Origin of the sequence: Limnobacter alexandrii, assembly GCF_005871185.1 — a bacterium.
In the GTDB taxonomy this organism is placed as follows: Bacteria; Pseudomonadota; Gammaproteobacteria; order Burkholderiales; family Burkholderiaceae_B; genus Limnobacter; species Limnobacter alexandrii.
In genome coordinates this window covers 1,275,768-1,292,459 of sequence record NZ_SWKN01000006.1, presented here as the reverse complement: position 1 = coordinate 1,292,459, position 16,692 = coordinate 1,275,768, and the positions used below count along the sequence as shown (strand labels likewise).

The 16,692-nt window shown below is 53.6% G+C and carries 16 protein-coding genes; 5 read left to right on the top strand and 11 right to left on the bottom strand.

The annotated features are described in order from the left end of the window. Positions 1-4 precede the first annotated feature (4 nt). The 5 genes from glmM to FCS97_RS06385 all read right to left on the bottom strand — a co-directional run bounded on the left by glmM (position 5) and on the right by FCS97_RS06385 (position 6,433). Complete coding sequence (gene glmM, locus FCS97_RS06405; protein ID WP_138517572.1) at positions 5-1,348, bottom strand: phosphoglucosamine mutase; 1,344 nt, start codon at positions 1,346-1,348, stop codon at positions 5-7. A gap of 28 nt (positions 1,349-1,376) precedes the next feature. Then, positions 1,377-2,351, bottom strand: coding sequence for a GlcNAc-transferase family protein (locus FCS97_RS06400; protein ID WP_171035191.1), 975 nt, complete (start codon positions 2,349-2,351; stop codon positions 1,377-1,379). A gap of 14 nt (positions 2,352-2,365) precedes the next feature. After that, the gene (folP, locus tag FCS97_RS06395) at positions 2,366-3,202 is read right to left on the bottom strand and encodes a dihydropteroate synthase (RefSeq protein ID WP_138517570.1); all 837 of its coding nucleotides are present in this window, start codon (positions 3,200-3,202) and stop codon (positions 2,366-2,368) included. 522 nt (positions 3,203-3,724) lie between these two features. Then, the gene (ftsH, locus tag FCS97_RS06390; protein ID WP_246065904.1) at positions 3,725-5,647 is read right to left on the bottom strand and encodes an ATP-dependent zinc metalloprotease FtsH; all 1,923 of its coding nucleotides are present in this window, start codon (positions 5,645-5,647) and stop codon (positions 3,725-3,727) included. 150 nt (positions 5,648-5,797) lie between these two features. Continuing rightward, positions 5,798-6,433 (bottom strand): RlmE family RNA methyltransferase, encoded by a 636-nt coding sequence (locus FCS97_RS06385; RefSeq protein WP_138517568.1) that lies wholly within the window; start codon positions 6,431-6,433, stop codon positions 5,798-5,800. Between the two features lie 28 nt (positions 6,434-6,461). Between FCS97_RS06385 and yhbY the strand changes: the two genes are divergently transcribed. Further along, complete coding sequence (yhbY, locus tag FCS97_RS06380) at positions 6,462-6,833, top strand: ribosome assembly RNA-binding protein YhbY (protein ID WP_138517567.1); 372 nt, start codon at positions 6,462-6,464, stop codon at positions 6,831-6,833. Here the strand turns inward: yhbY and FCS97_RS06375 are convergent, their stop codons facing one another. The 6 genes from FCS97_RS06375 to FCS97_RS06350 form a co-directional block, all read right to left on the bottom strand. Then, positions 6,834-7,325 carry a DUF4149 domain-containing protein gene (locus FCS97_RS06375; protein ID WP_138517566.1) on the bottom strand — a complete coding sequence of 164 codons (492 nt, stop codon included), beginning with the start codon at positions 7,323-7,325 and terminating at the stop codon, positions 6,834-6,836. A gap of 28 nt (positions 7,326-7,353) precedes the next feature. Continuing rightward, positions 7,354-7,830: a transcription elongation factor GreA gene (greA, locus tag FCS97_RS06370; RefSeq protein ID WP_008250341.1), complete on the bottom strand. Its 477-nt coding sequence runs from the start codon at positions 7,828-7,830 to the stop codon at positions 7,354-7,356. A gap of 81 nt (positions 7,831-7,911) precedes the next feature. Further along, entirely contained in the window at positions 7,912-11,142 is a 3,231-nt protein-coding gene (gene carB, locus FCS97_RS06365; protein WP_138517565.1) for a carbamoyl-phosphate synthase large subunit, read from the bottom strand. Positions 11,143-11,203: 61 nt separating this feature from the next. Then, complete coding sequence (carA, locus tag FCS97_RS06360; protein ID WP_246065895.1) at positions 11,204-12,379, bottom strand: glutamine-hydrolyzing carbamoyl-phosphate synthase small subunit; 1,176 nt, start codon at positions 12,377-12,379, stop codon at positions 11,204-11,206. Positions 12,380-12,543: 164 nt separating this feature from the next. Beyond that, positions 12,544-13,401 carry a bile acid:sodium symporter family protein gene (locus FCS97_RS06355; protein ID WP_008250335.1) on the bottom strand — a complete coding sequence of 286 codons (858 nt, stop codon included), beginning with the start codon at positions 13,399-13,401 and terminating at the stop codon, positions 12,544-12,546. 27 nt (positions 13,402-13,428) lie between these two features. Beyond that, entirely contained in the window at positions 13,429-13,632 is a 204-nt protein-coding gene (locus FCS97_RS06350) for a hypothetical protein (protein ID WP_105028383.1), read from the bottom strand. A 98-nt stretch (positions 13,633-13,730) separates the two neighbouring features. Here FCS97_RS06350 and FCS97_RS06345 point away from each other — a divergent pair, with 98 nt between their 5' ends. The 4 genes from FCS97_RS06345 to sorU are packed head-to-tail and all read left to right on the top strand — an operon-like array spanning position 13,731 to position 16,406. Then, on the top strand, positions 13,731-14,273 hold the full coding sequence (locus tag FCS97_RS06345; protein WP_105028382.1) for an RNA polymerase sigma factor: 543 nt from the start codon (positions 13,731-13,733) through the stop codon (positions 14,271-14,273). After that, positions 14,266-14,859, top strand: coding sequence for a hypothetical protein (locus FCS97_RS06340; protein ID WP_138517564.1), 594 nt, complete (start codon positions 14,266-14,268; stop codon positions 14,857-14,859). Before FCS97_RS06345 ends, FCS97_RS06340 begins: the two co-directional genes overlap by 8 nt. Positions 14,860-14,880: 21 nt before the next feature. Beyond that, on the top strand, positions 14,881-16,083 hold the full coding sequence (gene sorT, locus FCS97_RS06335) for a SorT family sulfite dehydrogenase catalytic subunit (protein ID WP_105028380.1): 1,203 nt from the start codon (positions 14,881-14,883) through the stop codon (positions 16,081-16,083). Continuing rightward, positions 16,080-16,406 carry a SorU family sulfite dehydrogenase c-type cytochrome subunit gene (gene sorU / locus FCS97_RS06330; RefSeq protein WP_105028379.1) on the top strand — a complete coding sequence of 109 codons (327 nt, stop codon included), beginning with the start codon at positions 16,080-16,082 and terminating at the stop codon, positions 16,404-16,406. The genes sorT and sorU overlap by 4 nt, the downstream gene beginning before the upstream one ends. Positions 16,407-16,692: the final 286 nt, after the last annotated feature.

Genomic DNA, 16,692 nt, shown 5'->3' with positions numbered 1-16,692 from the left:
ACACTCAAGCCTTGGGCAAAGCCTGCAAAATTGAATCAACCAGGCGATTCGCGGTGGCCTTGTCCGCTGTTTCAACCATCACGCGCAGCACAGGTTCTGTGCCGGAAGGGCGAATCAACAAACGGCCATGGCTGCCAAGCTCAGCTTTCACAGCCTCGCAAACGCCCTGCACTGTCATATCGTTGGCCCAGTCGTACCCCACAGGCAAACGTGCATTTTTAAGCACCTGCGGCAACATGGCCACTGGCTTCAAAATGTCGGCCAAAGGCATGCCCAAATTGCGCACAGCGCGCAACACTTGCAAGGCGCTCACAATGCCGTCGCCGGTAGAATGGCGATCGAGAACCAGCAAATGGCCCGAGCTTTCGCCGCCCAGCTGCCAGCCATTGGCTTGCAGTTTCTCAAACACATAACGGTCGCCCACCTTGGCGCGCTCAAAGCCCACATTTAGTTGCTTCAAAGCCAGTTCTAGCCCCAGGTTACTCATCAGGGTGCCCACCACACCGTCTACCTTGCCTTGCATATGCAAGCGCTCTGCCACCAAGGCGAACAACAGTTCATCGCCGTTGTAAATGCGACCACTGCCATCCACACAAATCAGTCTGTCTGCATCGCCATCCAGCGCAAAACCATAGTCAGCCTTGTGCTCAAACACAGCCCTTGCTACAAAGTCGGGGTAGGTAGCACCCACACCACGATTAATGTTCAAACCATCGGGTTGGTCGGCCAGCACCACCACATCGGCCCCCAATTCACGGAAAACTGCAGGTGCAATTTGATAGGCCGCGCCGTTGGCGCAATCCACCACAATTTTTAAGCCGCGCAGGTGTTTGTCACGCGGAAAAGTACCCTTGCAAAACTCAATGTAGCGCCCTGCTGCATCGTTCAGGCGTTTCGCCTTGCCCAGTTCTTCAGACGATTTGCACGGTGCATTCAAGGCCAGCTGCGCTTCAATTTCCATTTCCCAGGCATCAGGCAATTTGGTACCCTCCCCTGAGAAAAACTTGATGCCATTGTCTTGGTAGGGATTGTGCGAAGCGCTAATCACCACGCCTGCCGACATATTCAAAGCACGCGCCAAATAAGCCACACCCGCTGTGGGCATCGGCCCCACCATCACCACATCCACACCCACCGAAGTAAAGCCCGCCTCAAGGCAGCTTTCCAGCAAATACCCACTCACGCGAGTGTCTTTGCCAATCAATACCTGTGGGCGTCTTCCATCGCCCTCATGCCTGGCCAGCACCGTGCCTGCCGCTTGCCCCAAACGCAATACAAAGTCGGGAACCATGGGGCTTTGTCCCACTGTGCCACGAATGCCATCGGTACCGAAATATTGTCTGCTCATGGAATGTCTGCAAATAGGTGAATAGTATTTATGAATCTGATTTTACGGGAACTGTGGTGCGACCCAGGTAATCAATCCCGCTTAACTTACAAAAGCTTTCAAAGTGCACCGGGCTGTCAATGCCATACACCCCCAAATCTGCGCCTGGCGTGAACAAGGCATGGGTGCGCGCATTAGACCGTTGTTGCAGCCAGCCAAAGGCAGTATGGCGCTTGGCATCCATCTCGGGGTGCCAGTGCTGCCCCTCATACACTTTGCCCACCTCTTTATACAGGTGATACAGCGGAATCAGATTGTGCCGGGGATGAAACACCTGATAACCCTTGGCATGCGCGCGCAGGGAAAGGCTTTGCTCCTCGCCCCGAAAATACAGGTACGGGTCATAAGGCACCTGCTGGGTAAAATCACCAGTGGTGAACAAAAAACACGCCCCCACATGAAAACCAGGCAGGTGGGTCATTTCAGCGGGGTAAGCCTGTTTGCGAACCACCCTGAATTGCAACACCGCACGGTCTGCGGTCAACACACTGGCCGGGTCGCGATCGATAAAAAATATCTCGTCCGACTTAAGTGGTTCATCTGCCACCGCCCTACCCTGCGAATCAAACCTGAAACCCGGCGGATAAGTGCTGATCAAAGGCTTTGGATGGGAGTTTTTTAGCTGCTTGAACTGCTCAATCAACAATTCATCCCAGTCTTGATCAAACAAGGTGTGGGAATCAATTTGCAGCAAATAGTCCTGATCGTTGTACAGCGAGAACGCGATAGCACGTGCCCAACTAACGCCGCGAGAATCGACAGGCGACAAGCCCACATAGTTGATATTCTTGCGTGCAGGAAATTGCTTTAACCACTCAGGATTCAATTGCTCAGATTGATCCACCAGGCCCACATGAATTCGCTGCGGGTGCTTGGCTTTCGCAAAAAGCTGATGAATGGTCAAATGCAGGTGAGGCTCGCAATACGCCGCAACGCTGACGAAAATCCCAGGAAGTTTGGGCAAGCTGGCGGCCTGCATCATTGGTTCAAGGCGAAGGTCACTTTCAAAGCCTCCACAGTTTCACGCACATCATGCACACGCAGCACTGCTGCACCATGTTGCGCAGCATACGTGGCAGCCGCCACCGAACCCGCCGTGCGCAAACCGGGATCCGTTTGCCCTGTGAGATCTGAGATCATTCGCTTTCGTGACACACCCACCAACACGCCCGCACCCAAGGTAGAAAACAAGGATGTTGCTTTCATCAAATCGATGTTGTGCTGCAGTGTTTTGCCAAAACCAAACCCAGGATCTACCAAAATACGGTTCGCCTGCACGCCCAGCTTTTCAAGCGCAATGATGCGTTGATTCAAAAAAGCCTCCACATCACTGACCACATGCTTGTATTGGGGAGAATTTTGCATGGTGCGTGGCTCACCTTGCATGTGCATCACAACCGCACCTGCATTCGAATTTGCAAGCACCGCTTCAGCACCTGCATCCCGAAAACCGTTCACATCATTCAAAATATCCACACCCAATTCAACAGCCTGCGCCATCACATTGGCCTTCATCGTGTCGATGGAAATGGGGATATTCCAGCGGACAAGCTCCTTTAACACATCGCCAACACGTGCCCATTCCTCATCGGCGTCTACACCCTGCGCGCCTGGGCGGGTCGACTCTCCGCCGATGTCCAGAATTTGCGCGCCTTCGTCCACCAGTTTGCGGGCATGTTCAATGGCGAGCTTGGTTGAGTTGTGCTTGCCACCGTCGGAAAAGGAATCGGGCGTCACGTTCACAATACCCATGATCAAGGGCTTGCCGTGAGAATAGCTAAGCTCGAAACGACCTGCTTTCCAAGTGCGAACCATGTGCTGCCTTGTGAGTTGCTGTGGTGGGTATTTTACGGCAAAGGTGCAAACCTGTTCCGCTCAGCTTACTCAGGTGCATACCCTCTCTCGCCAGAAAACCTGAATACCCCCTTGTTATTGATTAACCACCCTAAGCGCACCCGCTAAACAGCGGGCGGGCTGCGCTTTCGGCCTCGCCGAACGGGCGGTGAATTCAACACCAAGGGCAGGTTTTCTTGATCGACGCTGCGAGGGCATTGCGACCTGAGCAAGCCAAGCGAATGGGTTGGCAACGCGCGAGGCGTGGGTGCTACACCAGTTGGCCGGCTTTGCAAGGCTTCCCGGCGGCTTCGCAGCGCGGGGCGATCCGGGGGATCGATGCGAAGACGCTTAAGCGTTTCGCATGCACCAAGCCAGAAGCATCAAGCCGGATCAGAAGACTTGCTTAGGCCAACCGGTGTAGCACTCACGCCTCGGAAGCAGCCAACAAAAAAGCCGCTGGTCGCAAAACCAACGGCTTTTCAGTTTTCACCAACCCGAATATCAGTCCGCTTTCACACTCATCGCAGCAGGTGCTGGCTGTGGAGCAGGTGTAACCTTCTCGCCACCGCCACCACTGGAGCTTGGGCTGCCGCCTGTGGGTGGTGTGCTGCCACCAGTTGAAGGCGGACGTGGGTCTTTGCCATCCATGATGTCGTTGATCTGATCCGCATCAATGGTTTCCCATTCCAGCAAAGCCTTGGCCATGGTGTGAACCTTGTCACGGTTCTGATCCAGAATGTCCCAAGCCACTTTGTACTGCGAATCAATAATCTTGCGAATTTCCGCGTCTACCATTTGCATGGTTTGCTCGCTCATGTGCGTGGTTTTAGTCACTGAACGGCCCAGGAACACTTCACCTTCGTTCTCAGCATACACCATGGGGCCAAGGGCCTCGGTCATGCCGTAGCGGGTTACCATGTCACGGGCAATGGCTGTGGCGCGCTCAAAGTCATTCGATGCACCAGTGGTCATCTGGTTCATGAAAATTTCTTCAGCAATACGGCCACCAAACAACACGGCGATGGTACACAGCATGCGTTCTTTGTCCATGCTGTAACGGTCGCCTTCAGGCAACTGCATGGTTACGCCCAAGGCGCGGCCACGCGGAATAATCGTCACCTTGTGTACAGGGTCGGTTTTCGTCATCAACTTGGCAACCACTGCATGGCCCGACTCGTGGTAAGCCGTGTTGCGGCGTTCCTCTTCAGGCATCACCATGCTGCGGCGCTCAGCACCCATGATGATCTTGTCTTTGGCTTTCTCGAAGTCGTTCATTTCAACCACACGGCCATTTCGGCGTGCGGCAAACAAAGCGGCTTCGTTCACCAGGTTGGCCAAATCAGCACCCGAGAAACCGGGGCAGCCACGGGCCAGTACAGATGCATTCACGTCCGGAGACATTGGAATTTTGCGCATGTGTACTTTCAAAATTTGCTCACGACCGCGAATATCAGGCAGGCTGACCACCACTTGGCGGTCGAAACGGCCTGGGCGCAACAATGCTGGGTCCAGCACATCGGGACGGTTTGTGGCCGCAATCACGATAATGGCCTGGTCTGTGGAAAAACCATCCATTTCAACCAGCATCTGGTTCAGGGTTTGTTCGCGTTCGTCGTTACCGCCACCAAGGCCGGCACCGCGCTGGCGACCCACCGCATCAATTTCGTCAATGAAAATAATGCAAGGCGCCTGCTTTTTGGCTTGTTCAAACATGTCACGAACACGGGCTGCGCCCACACCCACGAACATTTCAACGAAGTCGGAACCGGAAATTGCAAAGAATGGCACCTTGGCCTCACCCGCAATGGCTTTGGCCAGCAGGGTTTTACCAGTACCGGGTGAACCCACCATCAACACGCCACGAGGAATTCGTCCACCCAGCTTTTGAAACTTTGAGGGGTCTTTCAGGAAGTCCACCATTTCCTGCACGTCTTCCTTCGCTTCGTCGCAACCTGCAACGTCCGCGAAAGTCACGGGATTGGTGTTTTCATCCAGCAGCTTGGCTCGGCTTTTGCCGAAACTGAATGCGCCGCCCTTGCCACCGCCCTGCATTTGACGCATGAAGAAAATCCACACACCAATCAGCAAAATCATGGGGAACCAGCTCACGAACAGGCTCATCAACAAAGAGGGCTCTTCTTCGGGCTTGGCACGCACCTGAACACCGTACTTCAACAGGTCACCCACCATCCAGATGTCTCCGGGTGAGTACACCAGGCGCTCACGGTCATCGGTGGTCAGGGCGCGCACGGTGCGGCCTTCTACGATCACGCTCTTGATGCGTCCATTTTGCGCATCCTGCATGAACTCGGAATAGGTCATCTCGTTGGAGCGTGTTTGTTGCCCTTCAAACTGTTTGAACACAGTAAAGAGCACCAGCGCTACGACCAACCAAACTGCTGCTTTGGAAAACGAATTATTCAATGCCACTTCTCCTCGAGGACTCTGCCACCACCCTAGGGAAATGGGGGCAGGTTGTCCATTTTAAACCCAAGCGAATGAAATACGCCATCACACTATTTCATGGTGTGCATTAACAATCGCAATCGCCTGGATCATGATGCTGCAAAATACCTATTTAAGACCCTTGCAAAGCAAAAAGGTTTCACGAGAACGGTCCCTGGAGGCCTTGGGTTTGCGCGGCGACACACTTTTAAACACCTGTTTCATCTGGTGCACAATGTTGCTATACGACGACCCATGAAAAATCTTCACAATCAAGGCGCCATTGGGCTTTAGGTGATTCAGGGCAAAATCAATGGCCAGCTCGCACACATGTTCAATCCGGGCTGAATCGGCGGCCGCAACACCAGACAGGTTCGGGGCCATGTCAGAAACTACCAAATCCAGCTTTTCGCCGCCCAATCGCTGCTGAAGGTCTTCCAGCACCGCTTCGTCGCGAAAATCCCCTTGAATGAATTCAACACCTGCAATTGGTTCCATTGGAAGCAGATCCAATGCGATAATACGGCCATTGATAATACCACCGGGTCCAAGCAAGGCTTCCCGAAGCACCTGCGACCAACTTCCGGGCGCGCTGCCCAGGTCAACCACCTTGATGCCCGGCTTTAACAACCCTTCCGGCTCTGCAATTTCCTTCAGTTTGAAGGCCGCGCGGGCGCGATAGCCCGCATTCGTGGCCATTTTCACGTAAGGGTCGTTAATGTGGTCATGCAACCAGTTTTTATTGAGTTTCTTCTTTTTAGCCACCGATTACCCAACCGAGTGAAAAATTAATATGACGGACACCGCTGCAGTAACCCTGACACCAGCCGAAAAAAAGGCACTTAAAGCCCAGGCCCATGCGTTGGATCCAGTCGTTCTGATTGGCGACAAGGGCTTGACACCCAATGTGGTCAAAGAAATCGACATGAACCTGAACGCGCATGGCCTGATCAAGGTGCGCGTGGCTGGCGACGACCGGGAGGCACGCCTTGAATACGCGCAGGCCATTTGCGAAGAAACCGGGGCTGCCCTGGTTCAGCACATCGGCAAGCTACTGGTACTTTTCCGACCCAAGGCAGAAGACACCGAAAAAGCCAAAGCCAAAAGCCGGCCAAAACCCAAAGGCCCACGCCAAACCAAGCGCCAGTTCGCCTCCAAAGACTAATCAAGTCGTTGATATCGAAGCCGGTTTATTGTCCTTTTTGACACCAAACCGGTTCAAGCCCCACACCAGCGCCCCAATCATTTTGATGGAATACAACACGCTTGAAACAGCGTGCATATTCCCGAACTTGCTTCGCATGGCGGCCAGCGCTTCGCCCTCTAGGGTGGACATAGCCGTGCGCAGATCATTCATGTACGGCTGAAGCCAGACAAGCTCTACCAAGCTAACCGCCAAAATCACGGCCATCAACACATTGATCCGGAAACCTGCCCGCAATTCACCTGCCAAATTCGACAAGGCCAATAACAATGCGCTGCTGAACAAGGAATACAAGGCCAACATGTAGAACAAGCGGCCCGCCACCAAGCCAGCCTCTGGGCGGGGTAACCATTTGAACAAACCTGGCGCTACCAGAATAGCCATGAACCACAAAGCCCCGAGCCAAATGGCCCAGAGCGCCAGTTCCGCACCCCGAAAACCGCGCCAAGTCATTGTTATTGCACTCCTTTCGCCAACAACATTAGATGTACTTTACTTCCAGCACTTCATATTCCCGCAAACCACCGGGTGCCTGAACATGGGCCACATCGCCTTCGTACTTGCCAATCAAGGCACGTGCAATCGGGCTTGAAATGGAAATCAGGCCTGCCTTGATGTCCGCTTCATCGTCGCCAACAATTTGGTACTCGACAGTGGCACCGGCTTCAATGTCTTCCAGTTTTACGGTGGCACCAAACACAACCCGACCTTCAGCATCTACATTGGTGGGGTCGATAATTTGCGCATTGCTCATCTTGCCTTCAATTTCCTTGATGCGCCCTTCGATAAAACCCTGCTTTTCCTTGGCGGCATCGTATTCGGCATTTTCGGACAAATCGCCCTGCGCGCGCGCCTCGGAAATGGCATTGATCACTGCGGGTCGGTCAATGGTTTTCAGGCGGTGCAATTCTTGTTTCAGCTTTTCAGCGCCCTTGACGGTCAATGGGATAGTGGCCATAAATTCAAATGTTCCTGCAAATGGAAAGCCGCCTGATAGCAGAAATTGCTATGAGACGGCTTAAAGGTTCAGACAGGCAGATTAAGCGGAGAGTTCCGCATGCAAGCCCTGGACGCTGTAAACATCCATTGCGCCAAGGTGTTTCATGCCCTCGACGGAGGCCAATGCACCTGCCATGGTTGTAAAGATCGTAACACGAGAACTCAAAGAGGTGGTTCGAATGTAACGGCTGTCATTGATCGCACTTCTGCGCTCTTCTACCGTATTCACCACCAGTTGCACTTCGCCGTTCTTCAGCATATCGACAATGTTCGGACGACCTTCCAGCACCTTGTTCACCACGGTGCATTCAATGCCACCCTCAGCAATGGCTGCTGCCGTGCCGCGTGTTGCGATGATCTTGAAGCCCAGCTCAACAAGGCCTTTGGCCAGTTTCACAGTGTGCTTCTTGTCTTCGGTTTTCACGCTAATAAAGGCAGTGCCGCCCTCAGGCAACTTGACCGAGGCCGCCAGTTGCGACTTCACGAAAGCCTCGCCAAATGTGCGGCCCACACCCATGACTTCACCGGTCGACTTCATTTCAGGGCCGAGGATGGTGTCAACGCCAGGGAATTTCACGAAGGGGAACACGGCTTCTTTCACCGAGAAGTACTTGGGCACCGGAATTTCAGTGACGCCTTGATCAGCGAATGTTTGACCCGCCATGCAGCGAGCCGCAATTTTTGCCAACTGCTTGCCTGTGGCCTTGGACACATAAGGCACCGTGCGTGAGGCACGTGGGTTTACTTCCAGCACATACACCGTGTCGCTTTGAATCGCGAATTGCACGTTCATCAAACCAATCACGTTCAGGGCTTTGGCCATAAGCTCAGACTGGCGTTTCAATTCATTGACCATGTCAGCCGACAGGCTGTACGGGGGCAAACAGCAGGCAGAATCGCCACTGTGTACGCCGGCTTGTTCGATGTGCTCCATCACGCCACCGATCATCACGGTTTGGCCGTCGCACAGCGCATCCACGTCCACTTCAATGGCGTCGTTCAGGAAGCGGTCCAGCAACACAGGGCTGTCATTGCTCACTTTCACAGCTTCGCGCATGTAGCGCTCAAGGTCTTTCTGCTCGTGCACAATTTCCATGGCGCGGCCACCCAACACATAGCTTGGGCGCACCACCAAGGGGTAGCCAATTTCCTGTGCATGCGAAATTGCCTCGGCTTCTGTGCGCGCAGTGCGGTTTGGCGGCTGGCGCAGGTTCAGCTTGGTCAACAACTTCTGGAAACGCTCGCGGTCTTCGGCAATGTCGATGCTTTCAGGGCTGGTGCCGATAATGGGCACGCCGTTGGCTTCAAGCGACTTCGCCAGCTTCAGTGGCGTTTGACCACCATACTGAACAATCACGCCAACCGGTTTTTCAATGGCCACAATTTCCAGCACGTCTTCCAGCGTCAATGGCTCGAAGTACAAGCGATCAGAGGTGTCGTAGTCGGTTGAAACCGTTTCAGGGTTGCAATTGACCATGATGGTTTCATAGCCATCTTCACGCAAGGCCATGGCGGCATGCACGCAGCAATAGTCGAACTCAATACCCTGACCAATCCGGTTGGGACCACCGCCCAACACCATGATTTTTTTCTTGTCGGTGGGCTGGCTTTCGCATTCCTCTTCATAGGTGGAATACATGTAAGCGGTGCCGGTTTTGAATTCAGCAGCACAGGTGTCCACGCGCTTGTACACGGGGCGCACGTTGTGCTGGTGGCGCAGTTTGCGAATTTCCGCCTCAGACACGTCGAGCAAATAAGCCAAACGACGATCGGAGAAACCCTTGCGCTTGAGCAAACGCAACACCGGCTCGGTGAGATCTGCCAAAGTTTTGGTTTCCAGTTCCAGCTCGGTATCCACGATGTCTTGAATTTGGATCAGGAACCAGCGATCAATTTTGGTCAGTTGGTGTACTTCTTCAAGGCTGAAGCCTTGGGCAAAGGCATCACCCACATAAAAAATACGCTCGGGGCCGGGTTCGCCCAGCTCACGCTCGATGGCTTCGCGATCAGTTGTTTTCTGGTTCAAGCCGTCGACGCCCACTTCAAGGCCACGCAAGGCTTTCTGGAAACTTTCCTGGAAAGTACGGCCCATGGCCATCACTTCACCCACGCTCTTCATTTGGGTGGTCAGGCGATCATCGGCTGTGGGGAATTTCTCGAACGCAAAACGCGGAATTTTAGTAACCACATAATCAATCGAAGGCTCGAACGAGGCAGGCGTAAGACCACCGGTGATGTCGTTTTTGAGTTCATCGAGCGTATAGCCCACGGACAGCTTGGCGGCCACTTTGGCAATCGGAAAACCGGTTGCCTTGGAAGCCAGCGCGGAAGAACGCGACACACGTGGGTTCATTTCAATCACGATCATGCGACCATTGGCTGGGTTGATCGAGAACTGAACGTTGGAGCCGCCCGTATCCACACCAATTTCACGCAGAATGGCAATGGATGCATTGCGCATCAACTGGTATTCGCGGTCGGTCAGGGTTTGTGCTGGTGCCACAGTAATACTGTCGCCGGTGTGCACGCCCATGGGGTCCAGGTTTTCAATGGAACACACGATAATGCAGTTGTCGGCGCTGTCGCGCACCACTTCCATTTCGTATTCTTTCCAGCCAATGAGGCTTTCTTCAATCAGCAGTTCATTGGTGGGCGATGCTTCCAGACCGCGACGGCAAATGGTTTCGAACTCTTCCGCGTTGTAAGCGATACCACCACCCGTACCACCCAAGGTGAAACTGGGGCGAATGATGACCGGAAAGCCATTGCTGCCAACCTGCTTGGCGATGCTGGCCTGAACTTCAAGGGCCTCTTCCATGGAATGGGCCACACCGCTTTTTGCAGAATCCAGACCAATGCTGGTCATGGCGTTCTTGAATTTCAAACGGTCTTCGGCTTTCTCGATGGCTTCTTCTTTCGCACCAATCAATTCCACGTTGTACTTGGCCAGCACACCGTGCTTGGCCAAATCGAGCGCACAGTTCAGCGCGGTTTGACCACCCATGGTGGGCAATACGGCATCGGGACGCTCTTTTTCAATAATGCGCTCAACAACCTGCCAGGTAATGGGTTCGATGTAAGTGACATCGGCCATTTCCGGGTCGGTCATGATCGTGGCTGGGTTGCTGTTGACCAGCACCACCTTATAACCTTCTTCGCGAAGCGCTTTACAGGCTTGCGCACCCGAGTAGTCGAATTCGCAGGCCTGACCAATCACAATGGGGCCGGCGCCGATGATCAGGATTGTTTTTAGATCGTTACGCTTTGGCATAACTTCCCTTTAATTTTAAAAATTTCAATACGGTTCAAACGAAGGTGTGCACAACCGCGCGTTACGCCTTGGCTGCCTTGATGTCTGAAATAAAACGGTCGAACAATTCAGCCAGATCGTGTGGGCCTGGGCTGGCTTCCGGGTGACCCTGGAAGCAGAAGGCAGCCCGGTCGGTCCGCTCAAGGCCTTGAATAGAGCCATCGAACAGCGACACATGGGTGACACGCAAGTTGCCAGGCAATGAGTCGGCATCGACCGCAAAACCATGGTTCTGGCTGGTAATGGCCACGCGCTTGGTTTTCAGGTCTTGAACCGGGTGGTTTGCACCGTGATGGCCAAACTTCATTTTCATGGTTTTGGCGCCGCTGGCCAAAGCCATCAACTGGTGCCCCAAACAAATGCCAAACACCGGCAGTTTGGTGTTGTCCAGAATGTGCTTGATTGCAGAAATTGCGTAGTCGCAAGGCTCGGGGTCACCGGGGCCATTGCTTAAAAACACGCCATCTGGGTTCAAGGCCAATACTTTCTCAACCGGGGTTTGCGCGGGCACTACTGTGACGCGGCAACCGCGTTGGGCCAGCATGCGCAAAATGTTGCGCTTGGCACCGTAATCGAATGCCACCACATGGTGTGGGCGCTCGCCGGTCTGAAAATGAGGTTCTTCGGCGGCCACGCCCAAGGCCCACTCGCCTTCAACCCATTCATGGGCTTCGGTGCACGAAACCACCTTGGCCAGGTCCATGCCTGCAAGGCCGGGGAAACCTTTGGCCAATTCAATCGCTCGTTCGGCGCTGAATGTTTCACTGCTGCCCTCGGTCAACAGGCAGCCATTTTGGGCACCTTTTTCACGCAGAATACGGGTCAGCTTGCGGGTATCAATGCCTGCAATGCCGGGTACGCCATGCTTTTTCAGGTAATCGGCCAACGGCAGCGTTGAACGAAAGTTCGACACCAGTTCGGGCAGGTCTTTGATGACCAGACCTGACAAATGAAGCCCTGAGGATTCTTCGTCTTGCGGGTTGGTGCCCACATTCCCGATGTGCGGATAGGTGAGGGTAACAATTTGGCGACAATACGATGGGTCGGTGGCAATTTCTTGATAGCCCGTGAGCGAGGTGTTGAAAACCACTTCACCCACTTTCGTGGTGGGGGCGCCAAAAGAAATGCCCTCGAATACTGTGCCGTCTGCGAGCGCGAGCAAGGCGCGCGGGTGGGCGCTTGCGACTAATTTCGACAAGGGAAACTCCAATAGATGCGACAAAACACCCGGGGACAAATAACACCCGCGCAGGCTTTTTGCCTAAGAATCATTCAGCTAGCCGAGAATTATACCCGGAACAGCCGGGTTCGGCCACACCGAAGTGCGGCCTATCCAGAAGTTTGGAAGAATTTGGTCGCAAATCAGTTGGGAAGTCTTCTGCCGTACCAACAAAGCAAAGCAACAGTGACGTACATCAACAGCCCATAAACAACGACCGGGACAGCAATTTCCGCGTTACCCAACAAAGACAATGCAATTGTTAAACCCAGCGTAGAGTTCTTGACACACATCTCTATTGAAACGGTCAGACTGTCACGGGCATTCAAACCGCTTAGCTTTCCACCCAACAAACCCAGGGCGATTGCGGCGAAATTCAAAGCGACGACAGGCATCCAGGCCTGAGCAAACCAAGTGGGCATATTTTCAGATTCGCTCACTCCAATCAAAACAATAATCGCAACCAACACAAACACCGCAAACTTGTTGATTGCTGGCTCAAATTTCTGGGACAGCTCAGGTTTCTTGGCACGAACAAACATGCCAATACACACCGGAATAATCACGATCACCATCATGGTAATGAGGGTTTTCAGAAAAGGAAGTTGCAGCTCGGTGTTGGCCCCGACAAACAGCGGAAGCGCGTAGGACATGTAAAAGGGAATGGTGAGCACTGTCAACAGGCTGGCAATCACAGTCAAGGTGATGGACAAAGCCAGGTTGGCTTTGGCCATGTAGGTGAGTACATTCGAAGTGGTGCCGCCAGGCATGACCGCCGACAAAACCAGACCAGCCGCCATGACCCCGCCGCCGAAAAGACCGCCTATTGCAAACCCCAGCAAAGGCACACCAAGCAGTTGCAACACCGTACCAACGATCACCCCTTTGGGCTGTTCTTTGATGCGTCGAAAATCTTCCACGGTCAGGCTTAAACCCATACCGATCATGATGATAAAAAGGGAAACCGGTAAACCGATCGTGATGTAGGTGTTGCCGAGCATTGTGTCTCCGAGAATATTTTTTGTTGTTCAGCTAATGTAGCCGATGCCGAACCCATGCGCTGTCAGCAAATTGACGTTTTTTCCGCCTTTTTGCACCCGACCGATCAAATAGTTCCAATCACCTTGGCGGCCATCGCCACCAGGCCGCCGCCAGTTCTCGAATGTGGTCAGCGTGCATTCGATGCCCAACGCAATCAACAGCAAACCGCCCACCACAATTTGCGCCCACATGGACTTGAGTTCACATTTTAAGCATCCCCCTGTGGCAACCGGTTTTTTATTTTGCAAACCATGGAATGAGATGCTCGCATCTGTGCTCTTATACGACTATGAGCCTTTTTCTGTCCAGCGCCGAAAGCAGATACAACCAGTGGGTCAAAGAGCATTACCGCTTTTTGATACGCAGTGCATGGGCGTTGACGGGCTCCAAGGTGCTGGCTGAAGACATTGTTCAGGATGTTTATTTTTTGGCATGGAAGCATCGCAAACAGTTAAAAGATGAATCCCTGGCGCGAGCCTGGTTGTTTCGCATCATGCGGCGCTGCGTGATCCGCCACGCACAACCAAAAACCTCGCAACTGGACGACGAAGCAAACGGCAACATTGATCAGTTCGCGCCGGACAGCGACTCCCGTATTGATTCAGTTCGGGCCTTGGCCAGAATTGCACCCATTCATCGCGAAGTGCTGGTGCTGTATTACTTCGATGACATGAGCACCATGGCCATTGCCGAGGCACTTGAAATTGCGCCAGGCACCGTGATGTCCAGACTGGCCCGTGCGCGCGACGCGTTGAAGCAGGTCATGAATCCTGCGCCTCCCGTTGATTCGTCCAACAAAATTACTACTCTTCTTCGGTCTAAAGATGGATGACCCTCGCAACACTTTTCCTGACGCATCAATCGACAGCGAGTTCGATCTGAATGCCCGTGCTGAATTGTCCCTGGCGTACCAGCCAGGCGAAGCCCCCTCGAGCCTGTACAAACGCGAACGCTATTGGCGCACGCCGCTTGTCAGCGGTTTGTTGGCACTGGGCCTGTTCGCAATGGTGGGCGGCGGGTTCTTTGCGCTTCGCCCACCGGAACTGGTCCGCGGAGCTATTGAGCATGAATATTACGAACGAACCCTGAGGGGACAGTTCATAACATCAGCTGAACTGATGCCAAAGTTTGGCTTGCCCGCCAACAAGCCAGTGCCCGGCTTCGCGCAACTGATGCGCCCTTGCGATATCGACGGAAATTTGGCGTATCACTTGACAACCTTTTTTGAGAAGGGCGGCATGGTCACCTTGTTTGCCTTTGAGGAAGGTGTTCACATTCCACAAGGCAGTGGCTGGTGGCGTGATGTGTACTGGCAGGTCAGGCACAACGCTGATGGCAAGGCAGTTGTAATGGTTGCACAGAAAGAGAAGGCGATTTCAGCCGCGAACCGTGCATTGATTGAAGCAAAAAGCAGTTAAAACAAACCAAAGGAGAACGAGATGTCAAACACAATTTCATCGAATGCCAGAAGACATGTGCTTAAGGGTACTGTCGCGGCCATGGCCATGGCGGGGCTGGCCAGCTGGACCAAACTTGGTTTTGCCGCAGACGCAAAACCCCTGCCGGGTTACGCCGACTGGAAAATTCCTGGCGACATTATCGTACATAGCAACAACACACTGGAGACCAAACGAAGCGCCTATGGCACCAGCGTTATTACACCCAACGACCAACTGTTTGTTCGCAACAATCTACCACCTCCCGATGCTGAAATCCTGAAAGATCGGGATGCCTGGGTGGTGGAAATTGACGGGGTTGCCAAACCCGCAAAATTGACACTGGCCGAACTGAAAACCATGGGGCTTGAGACAACCGCCATGGTGCTGCAGTGCTCCGGAAACGGGCGTGGATTCTTCCCGCACAAACCAAGCGGCACCCCCTGGAAAGTGGGCGCGGCTGGCTGTGTGGTGTGGAGCGGCGTACCCGTTCGCGCACTGGTTCAAGCCCACGGTGGCGTGAAAGCAGGTGCAAAATACATGACAGGAACAGGTGGTGAAAAGTTGCCAGACGGGCTGGATCCCTTGAGTGTAATTGTGGAACGATCTGTGTCGGCTGATGCCATGGAAGACGCACTATTGGCCTGGGAAATGAATGGCGAACCCATTTCCCTGGCACATGGCGGACCTTTGCGCCTGATCGTGCCGGGCTTTACCGGTGTGAACAACATCAAGTACATCAAGCGCCTGGCATTCACCGAACAGGAAACCAAGGCCAAGATCATGTCGCACGGTTACCGGATCACGCCCATCGGGGGCACGTCTGGTCCAGACCTGCCTTCGGTTCAACAGATGTCGATCAAGTCCTGGATCAACGCACCCTTGCCGGAGGATGGCGCCATCAAGGCTGGGCGCGTTCAAATCCACGGTGTGGCCTTCGGGGGTACCCATGCAGTGAAGGGTGTTGAGGTGTCCACTGACGGCGGGAAAACATGGACTGCTGCGAAGTTTGTAGGTCCAGACCTTGGCAAATATGCATGGCGCCAGTTTGTACTGGAAGCCGATTTGAAGCCGGGTGAATACCAGCTGGCCAGCCGCGCGACCGACACAAGCGGTGAAAGCCAGCCCGAAGCCCGTGTTGAAAACAAAAGTGGTTACAACAACAACAGTTGGCTGGACCATTCAATCAAAGTGAGTGTGGCATGATATCAAAGACTGTATGGATGCTCGGCCTGGTGCTGTCCTTTGCAACAGCAGCCTCGGCAGGGGAAGCAGAAGACATGGCCTTGGGTAAGAAACTTTTCACCTCTCAAGCAGTGCCTGCTTGCGCTGTGTGCCACACCTTGGCAGATGCAGGTTCTGAAGGGGCAATAGGGCCGGTACTGGATGAACTGAAACCCAGCGAAGACCAAGTGGCCAGGGCCTTGCGGGATGGCTTGGGACAAATGCCTTCTTACAAAAACAGTTTGACGGCAGAGCAGATCAAAGTGCTGTCCAAGTATGTTGCCAAGGCAGCGGCAGGCAAGTAGGTTTGCTTGCCGTCAAGGCTTGATTGTATTTTGCATCAGGTTGAGGTGATGCTCTTGAAATTCGGAGATCAAAAAGGGCTCACCTCGCTCCAGTATGAAATAACAAAATGCCTCCGCAGTTGGGGAAAGGTACTTACCAAAGGTGTAAGTTAAATTCCATGCGCGCATCACCGCCTGCTTCACGGCTTCGTTGCTTTACAGCTCCATCGCAACCGGGGGTGTGATGCGGTGCGTCGAAAATCTTCCACGGTCAGGCTTAAACCCATACCGATCGTGATGCAGGTGT

Bases quoted from the DNA above. Each gene is read 5' to 3' on its own strand.
- glmM (WP_138517572.1), bottom strand. From the start codon at position 1,348: ATGAGCAGACAATATTTCGGTACCGATGGCATTCGTGGCACAGTGGGA.
- folP (WP_138517570.1), bottom strand. From the start codon at position 3,202: ATGGTTCGCACTTGGAAAGCAGGTCGTTTCGAGCTTAGCTATTCTCAC.
- yhbY (WP_138517567.1), top strand. From the start codon at position 6,462: ATGACGGACACCGCTGCAGTAACCCTGACACCAGCCGAAAAAAAGGCA.
- FCS97_RS06375 (WP_138517566.1), bottom strand. From the start codon at position 7,325: ATGACTTGGCGCGGTTTTCGGGGTGCGGAACTGGCGCTCTGGGCCATT.
- greA (WP_008250341.1), bottom strand. From the start codon at position 7,830: ATGGCCACTATCCCATTGACCGTCAAGGGCGCTGAAAAGCTGAAACAA.
- carB (WP_138517565.1), bottom strand. From the start codon at position 11,142: ATGCCAAAGCGTAACGATCTAAAAACAATCCTGATCATCGGCGCCGGC.
- FCS97_RS06355 (WP_008250335.1), bottom strand. From the start codon at position 13,401: ATGCTCGGCAACACCTACATCACGATCGGTTTACCGGTTTCCCTTTTT.
- FCS97_RS06350 (WP_105028383.1), bottom strand. From the start codon at position 13,632: ATGTGGGCGCAAATTGTGGTGGGCGGTTTGCTGTTGATTGCGTTGGGC.
- FCS97_RS06345 (WP_105028382.1), top strand. From the start codon at position 13,731: ATGAGCCTTTTTCTGTCCAGCGCCGAAAGCAGATACAACCAGTGGGTC.
- FCS97_RS06340 (WP_138517564.1), top strand. From the start codon at position 14,266: ATGGATGACCCTCGCAACACTTTTCCTGACGCATCAATCGACAGCGAG.
- sorT (WP_105028380.1), top strand. From the start codon at position 14,881: ATGTCAAACACAATTTCATCGAATGCCAGAAGACATGTGCTTAAGGGT.
- sorU (WP_105028379.1), top strand. From the start codon at position 16,080: ATGATATCAAAGACTGTATGGATGCTCGGCCTGGTGCTGTCCTTTGCA.